The 14,550-nt window shown below is 42.2% G+C and carries 13 protein-coding genes; 6 read left to right on the forward strand and 7 right to left on the reverse strand.

Annotated features, from left to right (window positions below):
* Position 1 precedes the first annotated feature (1 nt).
* Positions 2 to 1,675, reverse strand: a complete 1,674-nt coding sequence (locus tag KSX81_RS08885) for a nucleoside kinase (RefSeq protein ID WP_004296239.1) — start codon at positions 1,673 to 1,675, stop codon at positions 2 to 4.
* Positions 1,676 to 1,757: 82 nt separating this feature from the next.
* Here KSX81_RS08885 and KSX81_RS08890 point away from each other — a divergent pair, with 82 nt between their 5' ends.
* Complete coding sequence (locus tag KSX81_RS08890) at positions 1,758 to 3,455, forward strand: Na/Pi cotransporter family protein (RefSeq protein ID WP_004296240.1); 1,698 nt, start codon at positions 1,758 to 1,760, stop codon at positions 3,453 to 3,455.
* A gap of 89 nt (positions 3,456 to 3,544) precedes the next feature.
* Here the strand turns inward: KSX81_RS08890 and KSX81_RS08895 are convergent, their stop codons facing one another.
* Together KSX81_RS08895 and rd are read right to left on the reverse strand one after the other, a co-directional pair.
* On the reverse strand, positions 3,545 to 4,267 hold the full coding sequence (locus tag KSX81_RS08895; RefSeq protein ID WP_032844196.1) for a hypothetical protein: 723 nt from the start codon (positions 4,265 to 4,267) through the stop codon (positions 3,545 to 3,547).
* A 115-nt stretch (positions 4,268 to 4,382) separates the two neighbouring features.
* Positions 4,383 to 4,547 (reverse strand): rubredoxin, encoded by a 165-nt coding sequence (gene rd, locus KSX81_RS08900; RefSeq protein WP_004306971.1) that lies wholly within the window; start codon positions 4,545 to 4,547, stop codon positions 4,383 to 4,385.
* Between the two features lie 222 nt (positions 4,548 to 4,769).
* On the opposite strand from rd, the gene KSX81_RS08905 reads away from it, so the two are divergent.
* The 5 genes from KSX81_RS08905 (at position 4,770) to KSX81_RS08925 (ending at position 11,194) form a co-directional block, all read left to right on the forward strand.
* On the forward strand, positions 4,770 to 5,945 hold the full coding sequence (locus KSX81_RS08905) for a sensor histidine kinase (RefSeq protein WP_004296243.1): 1,176 nt from the start codon (positions 4,770 to 4,772) through the stop codon (positions 5,943 to 5,945).
* A gap of 90 nt (positions 5,946 to 6,035) precedes the next feature.
* Positions 6,036 to 8,741, forward strand: a complete 2,706-nt coding sequence (locus KSX81_RS08910; protein ID WP_004296244.1) for a calcium-translocating P-type ATPase, PMCA-type — start codon at positions 6,036 to 6,038, stop codon at positions 8,739 to 8,741.
* Entirely contained in the window at positions 8,731 to 9,354 is a 624-nt protein-coding gene (locus tag KSX81_RS08915; RefSeq protein WP_004296245.1) for an HAD family hydrolase, read from the forward strand. Before KSX81_RS08910 ends, KSX81_RS08915 begins: the two co-directional genes overlap by 11 nt.
* Positions 9,355 to 9,364: 10 nt before the next feature.
* On the forward strand, positions 9,365 to 10,312 hold the full coding sequence (locus KSX81_RS08920) for a bifunctional riboflavin kinase/FAD synthetase (protein WP_004296246.1): 948 nt from the start codon (positions 9,365 to 9,367) through the stop codon (positions 10,310 to 10,312).
* Between the two features lie 102 nt (positions 10,313 to 10,414).
* Positions 10,415 to 11,194 (forward strand): CPBP family intramembrane glutamic endopeptidase, encoded by a 780-nt coding sequence (locus tag KSX81_RS08925; RefSeq protein WP_004296247.1) that lies wholly within the window; start codon positions 10,415 to 10,417, stop codon positions 11,192 to 11,194.
* 13 nt (positions 11,195 to 11,207) lie between these two features.
* Here KSX81_RS08925 and KSX81_RS08930 read toward each other — a convergent pair whose 3' ends face one another.
* The 4 genes from KSX81_RS08930 to KSX81_RS08945 form a co-directional block, all read right to left on the reverse strand.
* Complete coding sequence (locus KSX81_RS08930; RefSeq protein WP_004296248.1) at positions 11,208 to 11,633, reverse strand: SufE family protein; 426 nt, start codon at positions 11,631 to 11,633, stop codon at positions 11,208 to 11,210.
* Between the two features lie 109 nt (positions 11,634 to 11,742).
* Positions 11,743 to 12,738: a M20 family metallopeptidase gene (locus KSX81_RS08935; protein ID WP_004311944.1), complete on the reverse strand. Its 996-nt coding sequence runs from the start codon at positions 12,736 to 12,738 to the stop codon at positions 11,743 to 11,745.
* Positions 12,739 to 12,808: 70 nt separating this feature from the next.
* Positions 12,809 to 13,717 carry an LD-carboxypeptidase gene (locus KSX81_RS08940; RefSeq protein ID WP_004296250.1) on the reverse strand — a complete coding sequence of 303 codons (909 nt, stop codon included), beginning with the start codon at positions 13,715 to 13,717 and terminating at the stop codon, positions 12,809 to 12,811.
* A gap of 8 nt (positions 13,718 to 13,725) precedes the next feature.
* Positions 13,726 to 14,529, reverse strand: coding sequence for a glycoside hydrolase family 16 protein (locus KSX81_RS08945; RefSeq protein ID WP_004296251.1), 804 nt, complete (start codon positions 14,527 to 14,529; stop codon positions 13,726 to 13,728).
* Positions 14,530 to 14,550: the final 21 nt, after the last annotated feature.

Raw genomic sequence — 14,550 nt, forward strand, 5'->3', positions numbered from 1 at the left:
CTTAATATTTAAAGCTGCTTCCTCCTAAAAATTCACGCAACAAAGAAGTAGGCGGAATTTCTTTATCCTGTACCGGAACAAAATATTTGATAAACTTCAACAATCGGTAGGCTTCACAATATTCAGGACAGTTACGCGGAACACCCATCAGAATAGGCTCGGCGTGCAAACGAAGTACGGCAAACTCAAAAAGTAGCGCTGAATTAAACATGACATCAGCATTTTCCTGATAAGGGAATATCCATTTGTCTTCACCGGCACGTACACTAGGCCAGCGTGATATGGTTTCACGTGCAGAATATCCCCGATAATTAAAGTCGCGGATGATGCGGCGCAACAAACGGTTGTCAGTAGTTGGAATCCAGTTATGGTCATCCAACGAAATAGTGGTCAATGCTGAAACGTAAATCTTGAATTTCCGTTCGGCTGGTATATGCGGTGTCAGTTCCGGATTCAAGGCATGAATACCTTCCAGAATCAGAATTGTATTATCTTCTATTTTCAGTTTATCACCTTTATATTCCTTTTTGCCAAGAGAGAAATTAAAACGGGGCAATTCCACCTCCTCGCCACGAAGAAGCGCCTGCAGCTGTTGATTAAACAATTCCAGATCGAGTGCATAAAGTGATTCATAATCATAGTTTCCGTTTTCATCCAAAGGGGTTTCTTCACGGTCTACGAAATAATTATCCAAAGAGATCGGGAATGGCTTCAAGCCATTTGTCATCAGCTGAATAGAAAGCCGTTTGCTGAATGTTGTCTTTCCCGAAGAAGACGGGCCGGCAATCAATACCAGTTTTACCCGGTTGCCGTTTTCACCACGATGGAAGATAGTATCGGCTATCTGCGCTATCTTTTTCTCCTGCAATGCTTCCGCCACATTAATCAAGTCAGTGGCATGTCCTTCTTCACAGGCAAGATTAAAATCTCCGGCATTATTAAGCCCCATGATATAACTCCAGTTCAGATATTCTTTAAAGACATCCAGCATTTTTTCCTGCTTCACAACTTCTTCGAGCATACTTGGGTTTTCACGACTCGGAATCCGGAGTAGCAACCCGTCATAATACTTCACGATATCGAACAATTTAAGATATCCGGTGCTGGGAAGCAGATTACCATAATAATAATCAATTGTATCACCCAATGTATAATAATAGGTATAAAGAGAACCGGAAGTTTCAAGTAATCTCACTTTATCATTCATCCCCCGCTCGCTGAAAACCCGTACCGCTTCCGCCGTATGACATTCAATACGGTGATAAGGAATATTTTCTGCAATGATCTCCTGCATCCGTTGCTTGATACGCGTCACATCTTCGAGTTCAATGGGGCGTCCAATCCGCAAATTGCAGAAATAACCTTTTGAAACAGGATGTTCCACAAACAATTTTCCCTCGGGAAAGAGTTCCGTGACAGCCTTAAACAAGACAAAACAAAGCGAACGGACATAAGTACGCATACCGGACTGATCTCTCACATCCAGAAACTCTACATCCTTATTATTATATACTCTGAAATTAAGTCCCTCGGAGCGATTATTGACCTTGGCACTCACTACTTGATAAGGAAAATTAAGATTAAAACCGTAATAAATATCCAAAAGTGAGCTTCCGATAGGGAATTCTTTGGAATTATTGTTATTTTTGCAACATATTTGTAACATCTGTTTCATCGAGTTCGTTAAAAGGTGAATAATTTGGGACTAATATACTTATAATCAGATTGAGAACAAATAACCATTAAAAATATTATAGATGGAATATTCTTTTTATGATTTTTTAAAGCTCATAGGCTCATTGGGACTCTTCCTCTACGGAATGAAAATCATGAGCGAGGGCTTACAAAAGGTCGCGGGTGATAGATTGCGAAGTATTCTAACGGCAATGACCACCAACCGGGTAACGGGAGTTCTAACAGGAGTGTTGATTACAGCCCTTATCCAGTCTTCTTCAGCAACGACGGTGATGGTCGTTAGTTTCGTGAATGCCGGGTTACTTACACTTGCCGAATCCATCAGCGTTATTATGGGTGCCAACATCGGTACTACTGTAACTGCCTGGATCATTTCAATTTTCGGATTTAAGGTCGATATGGCTGCTTTCGCTCTTCCCCTCTTAGCCATTGCCCTCCCGCTCATCTTTTCTGGAAAAAGCAACCGCAAATCCATCGGTGAATTCATTTTTGGTTTTTCTTTCCTTTTCATGGGGCTCTCTTATCTGAAAGCAAACGCCCCCGACCTGAATGCCAATCCGGAAATGCTTGCCTTCGTACAGAACTACACGGATATGGGATTCTTTTCCATTATTCTGTTCTTGCTCATCGGTACAATATTGACCATGATTGTGCAAGCCTCTGCAGCTACCATGGCAATCACATTAATTATGTGTGCCAACGGCTGGATCAGCCTGGAACTGGGAGCAGCACTCGTATTGGGAGAAAACATCGGAACGACTATCACGGCCAATCTTGCCGCACTTACAGCCAACACACAGGCTAAGCGGGCAGCATTGGCCCATTTTGTTTTTAACGTGTTTGGGGTCATTTGGGTATTGATTGTCTTCCATCCTTTCATGGATCTAGTAAACTGGGTAGTAGACACCTTCTTTCAAAGCAGTAATCCTGAGGTTGCTATTTCCTACAAGCTATCTGCTTTCCACTCTATCTTCAATATCTGTAACGTATGTATCTTGATATGGGCAGTTAAACTGATTGAACGTACCGTATGTGCTCTTATCCACCCCAAAGAAGAGGACGAAGAGCCCCGTTTGCGGTTTATCACCGGTGGTATGCTTTCTACCGCTGAACTTTCTATCCTTCAGGCACGTAAGGAAATCCATCTTTTCGCAGAACGTACCCACCGGATGTTCGGCATGGTGCAGGATCTGTTGCATACGGAAAAGGATGACGATTTCAATAAGCTGTTCAGCCGGATAGAGAAATATGAAAATATCAGCGACAATATGGAACTTGAAATAGCCAACTACCTGAATCAGGTGTCCGAAGGCCGTTTGAGTTCTGAAAGTAAGTTACAGATACGCGCCATGTTGCGTGAAGTGACAGAAATTGAAAGTATTGGCGACAGCTGCTATAATCTGGCACGTACCATCAACCGGAAACGTCAGACTAATCAAGACTTTACCGAGAAACAATATGAGCATATTCATTTCATGATGAAGTTGACTAACGATGCACTTGCCCAAATGATTGTGGTAGTAGAAAAACCGGAGCATCAGAGCATTGACATCAACAAATCCTTCAACATCGAAAACGAAATTAATAATTATCGTAACCAACTGAAGAATCAGAATATTCTGGATGTGAACAACAAAGAATATGATTATCAGATGGGAGTTTACTACATGGATATTATCGCCGAATGCGAGAAACTTGGTGACTATGTAGTGAATGTAGTGGAAGCCAGCAGTGATGTGAAAGAGAAAAGAGCTTCTTAACAGATAAAATAAAGAATAAAAAAGGAGAATCAGTAGTATCAATACATACCTGATTCTCCTTTTTATATCTAATAGTATCTTTTATAAAATCAATTATATACGTATGATTCAGCCAAACGCCAGAACAATGTAGATTCCGGAACAGTAGTTGTACGAAGCACTTTTGCAGTCCCGCCTTCCGAGGCCGGATTTATATTGGCAAAAATATTCCATCCCTTATAAAAAGAGCAGTTACTATAATAGTATGATTTGTCACTGCCTGTCAATGTAAAAGAACGGTCGGCATACTGATAACTCACCAATGTAGCTTTTCCGGCAGAAGACCCTTTACCTGACCAGTTGGAAATAGCAATTCGCCCCACCCTTTTATCTCCATTAAAAACAAAGAAATCTCCTAACGTCGCCACAAGAGCGTCCGCATCATCTGAGGTTCCGGTCCAGTAACCACCCATACCATTACGCTGGTCTACTGTCTGAAGCTTTTCCGAAGAAAAACTAGTGGGAAGTGTCATTACTATTTGCCCGTTCTCATAAGGAAAGCTAAGAGTCTCAATCACTTGCCAATCAACACCCGTCACTTTCACCTCAACCCGGTCAAATGTGAAGTCCGCAGGTATATTCTGTATATCTTTTACTACAAGCGTGCTATAATTCGGAACATCCGGAGCAGGAGGTTGCTCTTCATTCTCATCGTCGCTACAACCAGCCATCAAAAGGCTGAATATCAATAATACAAAGATTACAGGGTATGATAGATACCTTAGATCGGTTATGACGGTTGCTCTATTATACATAACTTCCGTTTTTTGCATCAAAGATATCACATTTATAATCAGCAGAATAATTTCCAACCATAAAAATAAAAAATGACCGGGTATATATTTATACACCCAGTCATTCTCCTCTTAATAATTCTCTCTCTTGGTTTTATCCTTCGTACGGTTCAAAGTCTTCTTTTCCGACTCCACATAATGGACAAGTCCAATCATCAGGAATATCTTCAAATGCTGTTCCTGGTTCAATTCCACTTTCCGGATCTCCTTGTTCGGGGTCGTAAATATATTCACAGACCGTGCAAATGTACTTTTTCATAACGTTCGTATTTTTAATTGGTTTTCTAAATAATATAACACAAATAGCAAGATATTTGTTCAACACTATTTTTAAACTAAAGAAAAAAACTATCTTTGTAGTCATATTATCAAGCTAAAACAACAATATTATACTATGCTTATAGCACTATTGTCTACCTTAATAGTTTTATGCGCAGTCCTACTAATCAGTTTTTTATTGGAACGTAGGAAATGTCTGCGGATGCAACAACGATTGTTCCGTGAATCCAGAAAGTTGGAACGCACCAGCCATATTGCCGGCGCCATCTTGAAAAATGTGCATGCCTTTATCCTATTAATAGACAATGATTTCAAGGTACTGAAAACTAACTATTACCAAAAAACCGGAACCAGAAAAGGAACAGAAGAGAAAAGAGTGGGCGACTTGTTGCAATGTCGCAATGCATTGGCAGCCGAAGGAGGTTGCGGCACACATAGTTTCTGCGGTTCTTGCCCGATACGTACCGCCATACGACAAGCTTTCGAACAGAGGCGAAACTTCACGGATCTTGAAGCCACTTTATCCGTAGTTACATCTGATAATACTACCGTGGAATGTGATGCAGTAATATCCGGTTCTTACTTCCTTCTGAATGAAGAAGAGAACATGGTAATCACCGTACACGATGTTACCCGCCGAAAACAAGCTGAAAAGGAGTTACGGCTAGCCAAAGAAAAAGCAGAAAAAGCCGATATTTCAAAATCTGCCTTTTTAGCCAACATGAGCCATGAAATCCGTACCCCTCTCAATGCTATTACCGGATTTGCAGAGGTATTAGGCAGTGCAACTACAGAAGAGGAAAAGGCCCAATATCAAGAAATCATAAAAATGAATGCCGACCTCCTGATGCAACTGGTCAACGACATTCTCGATATGTCAAAAATCGAAGCCGGAACATTGGAATTTGTGCAGACAACAGTTGACGTCAATCAGTTACTTTCAGATTTACAACAACTTTTTCAAATGAGAGTCGATGACGCCGGAGGAAATATACAAATTATAGCGGAATCATCCCGTTCTTCCTGCATGATTCAAACAGATCGGAACCGAGTGGCGCAAGTGCTTTCAAACTTTGCCGGCAACGCCATTAAGTTCACCCATAAAGGTAGCATCCGCCTCGGCTATGAAGCTAGAGATACCGAGCTTTACTTTTATGTCAAGGATACCGGAACCGGAATTCCAGCAGAGAAATTACCGGATGTATTCGAGCGCTTCGTGAAACTGAATAAAGATAAAAAAGGAGCCGGACTGGGACTCTCCATATCTCAAACTATTGTCGCCAAACTTGGCGGTCAAATCGGAGCGAATTCCGTAGAAGGTGAAGGCTCTACATTCTGGTTTACAATTCCTTATCGGTCATGTGGTAAACCACGCTAACAAATTCGACTTCATAAAAAGTTTTAATTAAACATTCTATCACAATTTTATGTTGTATTTTTGCGGTTCAAACTAAACGCATGTATCTGCATGAGTACAAATAAAAATGACTATTATCATTTAGGACTTACTGATGACGAAGTCCTACAAAGCAGGGAGAAAAATGGTATTAACCTGTTAACGCCCCCCAAGCGTCCTTCTCTCTGGAAACTTTATCTGGAAAAATTTGAAGACCCGGTTGTCCGTGTATTATTAGTAGCAGCCGCTTTCTCATTAATTATCTCCATCATCGAAAACGAATATGCCGAAACAATCGGAATCATAGCCGCTATCTTATTGGCTACCGGAATTGGTTTCTTCTTCGAATATGATGCCAGTAAGAAGTTCGATCTGCTGAATGCAGTCAATGAAGAAACCCTGGTAAAAGTGGTCCGAAACGGACGCGTACAGGAAATCCCTCGTAAAGACATAGTGGTAGGTGATATCGTCATTCTGGAAACAGGTGAAGAAATTCCCGCTGATGGAGAGTTGCTGGAAGCTATTTCTCTGCAAGTGAACGAATCCAATCTGACCGGAGAACCTGTTATTAATAAAACTATTGTAGAAGCTGATTTTGATGAAGAAGCGACTTATGCCTCCAATCTGGTGATGCGTGGCACTACAGTGGTGGATGGACATGGTACCATGCGCGTGCTGCATGTGGGAGATGCTACTGAAATCGGAAAAGTAGCCCGGCAGAGTACAGAGGATAACCTCGAACCCACCCCGCTGAACATACAGCTCACCAAACTCGCAAATCTAATCGGAAAGATAGGTTTCACCGTTGCCGGTCTGGCTTTCCTTATTTTCTTCGTGAAGGATGTAGTGCTATATTTTGATTTCGGTTCGCTGAACGGATGGCATGAGTGGCTTCCGGTTTTCGAACGGACACTGAAATATTTTATGATGGCAGTTACGCTGATTGTAGTAGCTGTACCTGAAGGATTGCCAATGAGTGTTACGCTTAGTCTGGCATTGAACATGCGTCGTATGCTTTCTACCAACAATCTGGTGCGGAAAATGCATGCTTGCGAAACAATGGGAGCCATCACCGTGATTTGTACGGATAAAACCGGTACACTGACTCAAAATCTGATGCAAGTGCACGAACCCAATTTCTATGGTATAAAAAATGGCAGTGACTTGTCTGATGACGATATTAGCGCACTTATCGCAGAAGGAATCAGCGCCAATTCAACAGCTTTTCTTGAAGAATCAACCAATGGAGAAAAACCCAAAGGCGTAGGAAATCCAACCGAAGTGGCTTTATTGCTCTGGCTTAACAAACAGGGAAGAGATTACCTGCAACTCCGCGAACAAGCTCATGTTCTCGATCAACTCACCTTCTCTACCGAACGGAAATTCATGGCGACTCTTGTTGAATCCCCATTGATCGGAAAAAAAATACTTTATATAAAAGGAGCTCCTGAAATTGTTTTGGGTAAGTGTAAAGAAGTTGTTCTGGATGGACGGCAAGTGGATGCGGTAGAGTATCGTTCTACAGTGGAAGCACAACTGTTGAGCTATCAGAATATGGCTATGCGTACACTTGGATTTGCATTCAAGATTGTCGGAGAAAATGAGCCGAACGATTGCACAGAACTTGTTTCAGCCAACGACCTCAATTTCTTGGGAGTGGTTGCCATCTCCGACCCGATTCGTCCGGATGTACCTGCTGCGGTTGCGAAATGCCAGTCTGCAGGTATCGGTATCAAGATCGTGACCGGTGACACTCCGGGAACTGCCACGGAAATCGCACGCCAGATAGGTCTTTGGAACTCTGAAACTGATACGGAACGAAATCGAATCACCGGTGTTGCATTTGCCGAATTGAGCGATGAAGAAGCACTAGACAGAGTGATGGACTTAAAAATCATGTCTCGCGCCCGTCCGACAGACAAACAACGTCTGGTACAACTGCTTCAACAAAAAGGAGCAGTGGTAGCGGTAACCGGAGACGGAACGAATGATGCCCCGGCTTTGAATCATGCTCAAGTAGGTTTGTCAATGGGTACAGGTACTTCTGTAGCTAAAGAAGCCAGTGATATTACATTGCTCGATGACTCCTTCAACAGTATCGGAACCGCTGTTATGTGGGGACGTTCACTGTATAAGAATATCCAGCGTTTCATCGTTTTCCAGCTAACGATCAACTTTGTGGCATTGCTTATCGTTCTGCTAGGCTCCGTAATCGGTACGGAACTTCCGCTGACTGTAACACAAATGTTATGGGTGAACCTGATTATGGATACTTTTGCCGCTTTGGCTCTTGCCTCTATTCCACCCAGCGAAACGGTGATGCTTGAGAAACCTCGTCGCAGTACCGATTTTATTATCAGTAAGGCAATGCGGTCTAATATAATAGGTGTGGGCTCTATCTTCCTCATCGTATTGCTCGGAATGATTTATTATTTCGACCACAGTACGCAAGGAATGAATGTACACAACCTGACTATTTTCTTCACCTTCTTTGTCATGCTGCAATTCTGGAATCTGTTCAATGCCCGTGTATTCGGTACTACCAATTCGGCATTCAAGGGACTTTCCAAATCGTATGGGATGGAGCTTATTGTACTGGCTATTCTTGCCGGACAATTCCTCATCGTACAATTCGGTGGAGCCGTATTCCGCACGGAACCGCTCGACTGGCAAACCTGGCTTCTTATTATAGGCGTTTCGTCCACGGTGTTATGGGTTGGAGAACTTGTTCGCCTTGTTCAACGTATTATTCACAAAAAAGACAGAAATGAAAAGTAAAGGAATAAAAAACCTTCTTATTGATTTAGGTGGTGTACTTATCAATCTCGACCGCCAACGTTGCATTGAGCACTTTCAGAAGTTAGGGCTCCAAAACGTAGATGCATTGCTGGATATCCAGAACCAGGACGGACTCCTGATGCAACAGGAAAAAGGATTGATTACACCTGCCGAATTCCGTGACGGAGTTCGTAAAATGATAGGCAAAGCAGTTAGCGACAAACAAATAGATGCAGCCTGGAATAGTTTTCTGGTAGATATACCCACACAGAAACTGGATTTATTATTAAAATTACGTGAGAAATATGTCGTCTATTTATTGAGCAATACCAACCAAATTCATTGGGAATGGACATGTGCTCATTTGTTTCCTTACCGCACCTTTAAGGTGGAAGATTATTTTGAAAAAACGTACCTCTCTTTTGAAATGAAAATGGCCAAGCCCGAACCGGAGATATTCAAGGCAATCATAGAGGATGCCGGTATCGAGCCGAAAGAAACGCTTTTTATTGATGACTCTGAAATGAACTGTAAGACAGCCCAAAATTTAGGAATTTCTACCTATACAGCGAAAGTAGGCGAAGACTGGAGCCATCTTTTCAACCTCAAATAATTTTAGAGATATGCAGATTATACGTGACACATCGGCAATTACCCCAGAACCCTGCGTAGCTACCATCGGTTTCTTTGATGGAGTACATGCAGGACATCGCTATCTGATTCAGCAAGTGAAAGAGATAGCCGCCGCCAAAGGTCTACGCTCTGCATTGGTTACTTTTCCCGTTCATCCCCGAAAAGTGATGAATGTGGAGTATCGTCCGGAACTTCTGACTACCCCCGAAGAAAAAATAAGTCTGCTTGCAGACATCGGGGTAGACTACTGCCTGATGCTTGATTTCACTCCGGAAATTTCCCGGCTCACTGCCCGGGAGTTTATGACACAGTTGCTAAAAGAGCGTTATCAGGTAAAATATCTGGTTATCGGCTATGACCATCGTTTCGGACATAACCGCAGCGAAGGTTTCGAGGATTATGTACGTTATGGAAAAGAAATTGGCATAGAAGTAATTCGCGCCAAAGCGTATACCAGCAATATAGAAATAGGGAACGAACCCAACATTCCGGTGAGCTCTTCCCTGATCCGCAAACTTCTTCATGAAGGAGAAGTTAGCCTGGCCGCCCATTGTCTGAAATATGAATATTTCCTTGACGGGATCGTAGTAGGCGGCTATCAGGTAGGCAGAAAGATAGGTTTCCCAACGGCCAATTTACGGGTGGATGATCCCGATAAACTAATTCCTGCCGATGGCGTATATGCCGTATGGGTAACATTTGACGGGAAAACGTATATGGGGATGCTGAATATAGGTGTCCGCCCGACGATTGACAATGGTCCGAACCGGACGATTGAGGTGAATATCCTCCACTTCCATTCTGACATATATGATAAATTCATCCGGCTTACTTTTGTTAAACGGACACGTCCCGAACTGAAATTCTCCAGTATCGACGAGTTAATAACACAGCTCCATAAGGATGCTGAAGAGACAGAAACAATTCTTAAAAAATAGATTCTTATGCAAAAGTCATTTATGAGCATCTCTTTGGTGGTAATAGCTATATCCATGTTAGCTATGTTTATCTATAGTTTCTTTACCACTAAATAAAAAAACATGAAAACGGCTATCAAATTAGTATTAATAGACCTTCTCATTGCGCAGATTATTGCTCCAATCCTGATTATGATTCCCTGTACGATCTATTTGTTCGTCACCACGGGAAATCTGGATAAAGTCACTCTGACGCAAATGATTATGATCCCGGCACAACTAGCCGGTCAGATTATGATGGGTATTTATCTATGGAAAGCCGGTTATATCAGTAAAAAGAAGGCAACATGGTTACCTGTGTCAGCCCCTTATCTGGTCTGTAGTGCCATTGCAATCCTAACTTGCGGGTTTGCAGTTTCCTCACTAATGAGCCTGCTGGATTGGATTCCCAATATCATGGAACAATCTTTCAACATTCTCCAATCCGGTTGGGGCGGCATTCTTGCAATAGCCATCGTAGGTCCCGTACTTGAAGAGTTATTGTTTCGCGGAGCCATCACCCACGCTTTACTTCAGCAATACAATCCGACTAAAGCAATTCTGATTTCCGCACTTCTGTTCGGTGTCTTTCATATAAATCCCGCCCAGATCCTTCCGGCTTTTCTGATCGGTATCCTGCTGGCATGGACTTATTACAAAACAGGCAGTCTGATACCTTGTATACTGATGCATGTACTAAACAATTCATTGTCAGTCTATCTTAGCATCAAATACCCCGAAGCAGAAAATATGGACGACCTGATTAACGGTACCCCGTATCTCATCGTCCTATTCGGGTCAATCCTCCTGTTTATCGGTATCATACTGACCATGAACCACCTGACTTCCCAAAAGCAGCAATAAAAAAGGGAAGTTTTTACTTCCCCTCTTTCGCTTTGAATGCTAATGCATACATTCGTATTTGTTTTACCATCGACAGCAAACCGTTGCTACGCGTTGGCGATAGATGCTCTTTCAGTCCGATCTTGTCTATAAAATAAAGATCTGCATTTAAGATTTCATCAGGAGTATGTCCGGAAAAGACTTTAATCAACAAGGCAATAATCCCCTTTACAATCAAAGCATCGCTTTCTGCTTTAAAAACGATTTTACCATCCACATCATCCGCTTGAAGCCATACCCTGCTCTGGCATCCTTCAATCAGATTTTGTTCCGTCTTATATTTTTCTTCAAGTGGTTCCTGTTCATTTCCCAGATCAATAAGTAATTGATAACGGTCCATCCAATCGTCGAAGTCACTGAATTCCGCAATCACTTCATCTTGTAGTTCATTAATTGACATTATAGTAATTATTTAATTAGACAATATACCAATGTGCGAATAGCAGATGCCGTATTTAAAACCGGCATACCAATCTATCAACACCTTATTATATTATTTCTCAATTCTATTATTTCTCATTGTAAATCACTTCCAATACCGTCTGACCGACTGCTTTCAACGTATTCTTATCAATATGTTCCATATTGTCATTGACAGTATGCCATGTCGGGGTAAAATCACCTTCCTGATTGTAGGGAATGATATCGATCGTTTTAATACGTGCCAGACGATTTATGAACAGATGGTCGTCTGTTACAAATCCTCCGTTTCCATCCATGAAAGTCTTTCCGTAACCCGCTTTCTTTGCCGCTTTCCAAACCTTCTTATTTATGTCCGGAGCAAATTCTTCCGAATACCCTTCTTTCATAAACACACTGCCTTCACCTCCTACCATATCGAGCAGGATACCAAAACGTGCATTATATCCTTGTACATGAGGATTACGTGCCCAATACTGCGATCCCAGACACCAGAATTCCTCCTTATGCTTTCCTGTATAAAACTGTGGCGCACCGTAGTCCTCTGCATCCAACAGAATGATATCAATCCCCAATTCCGGTTGTTGCTGATTGACCAGACGAGCTATTTCGAGCAAAGCTCCTACCCCACTGGCACCATCATTTGCACCCAGAATCGGAGTTTTATGGTTCTTCTCGTCAGGATCGTTATCAGCCCATGGGCGTGTATCCCAATGTGCAAACAAAGCGATTCTCTTTTTACTTTCCGGCTTATAAGAACCGATAATGTTTCTCGCTTTCAACAACGTACCGTCATAAGCAATCAAATCAGCATATTGATTAGTCACTTGAGCACCGAAAGCCTCTAATTGACTGGCAAGGTAATTGCCACAGGCAACATGTTCTTTAGTGTTAGGAACACGAGGTCCGAAATCTACCTGATTCTTTACATACAAATAAGCACTATCCGCATCAAACTGAGGTACATTCACAACTGTCTTTTCGTCTTGTTCACTCGTACTATTTGCCTTGTTACCTCCACCGCAAGAGAATGCTGATAATAACAAAAAGGCACTCATTAATACTATCATAGTTTTCTTTTTCATCGTCCTTTTATCTATTAAAGCCTCAAAATTAGTCATTTTCACCACAGCATCGTTCAGATGGAATGGATTATTAACATATAAACTTTAGTTCCACATTTTTCTTTCCCACCACAAGCTCTACTTTTGCACCGTTGATAAGCGGGAGATTATGAGTCACATGCCCCACCGGGAAATTGAAACAGACGGGATAATCATACTCTTTTACTAAATCTGCCAAAGCAGCATACAGTTCCTTGCCCAACGAACAGTCTTCTTCATATTCTGTAAATTGACCGATAATCAATCCGGACAGTTTTTCTAACACGCCCCCCAGTTTCAAATTATACATCATACGTTCGATGGCATGCGGACGTTCGCTAACATCTTCAATAAACAGTATAGTGCCTTCCGCCGGAATATCATAAGGAGTGCCACGCAAACCGTAGGCTACCGCCATGTTACCGCCATGCAAAACGCCTTGTGCCGTCCCCTGCTTGTTCAGTTTATGCTTCTCGCACATGTAAGAAGGAATATTTCCCAATAGAATATCCTTCAGATAGTTCGCACAAAGATCGTCTTCCGGTTCCACCGTAAGATGACGTGCCATCAATGAATGAAGGGAAGCATATCCATTTTTCTGAAACAGATTGTGCAAAGCGGTTATATCGCTAAAGCCCAGTAACCATTTCGGATGTTCACAAAAGGCCGTAAAATCAATTTTATCGATCAAATGTACCGCCCCGTACCCTCCACGGCTGCAAAGAATAGCCTTCACTTTAGGGTCGTCCATCGCATCCTGCAAATCTTTCAGCCGCTGCTTGATTGTCCCGGCATATCTTCCGGATGAACTTCCGGCATGCTTTCCTATAGCCACTTTCAAGCCCCATGATTCCATCCGTTTCTTGGCTCCTTTTAGGAATTGTTGGTCTATCTTACTCGAAGGTGATACAATAACCACTTTATCACCTTTCTGCAAAAAGGGAGGAAATTGAATATCCATATATGTTCTTATTTTATTGACTTTCGTTGATAAAAACGCACCCAGTCCACTTCCATTTCTACCGGAAGATCCTCGGGAGAGACTGCTCCCACCCACGAACCTCCCAACTGCATATCAATCAGCAGATAAAAGGGCTGATTAAAAGGGAATTGTCCTTCTTCTTTCGTTTGTATGCGGGGGTAAGTAAACGTATGTACATCATTGACATAAAATGAAAGACTATCCGGATACATTTCGACTGCAAAAATATTGTAGCGGTCAGGGTGAATCACTCCCGTAGAATGTGATACCGGATGATCCTTGATCCCCAGCGTATAAGTGTAATGGGAATGAACTGTCTGATAAGCAATAGAATCGTTATTCAAACGTTCCATGATATCAATCTCACCGCCGGATGGCCATGCCGCTCCTTCAGGCAACATCCAGATGGCAGGCCATGCTCCTCCCGCCGCATTCAACTTGGCACAAATCTCAATACGCCCGTTCGTAAAAGCCTTTTTGCCTTTTGTATACACACCGCCTGTCAAATAAGGGGCAGTGTCATTGCGTTGGGTATGATTGACAATACCTCTCAACACCAGTTTGCCTTTACGCATGGCATAGCAGGAATCAAAGTCTGTCATATAGTTATTCCAGTCTGACTTACCTCGTGGAATCTTGCTCCAGACCTGTGAATCGAAACTCTTTTTCTGATTAAAGTTCTCTTCCCAGATCAAAGACCAACCGGAAGACGTCTTGCTGCTTTTACAGGAAACAAGCGTCCAACAAAGGAGAATTAAGCTAAGAAATAATAGATTTTTAAACTGTTTCATGGTGCTTTTATTTTATTGGGG

Origin of the sequence: Bacteroides sp. MSK.18.37 (assembly GCF_019129155.2) — a bacterium.
GTDB lineage: Bacteria > Bacteroidota > Bacteroidia > Bacteroidales > Bacteroidaceae > Bacteroides > Bacteroides ovatus.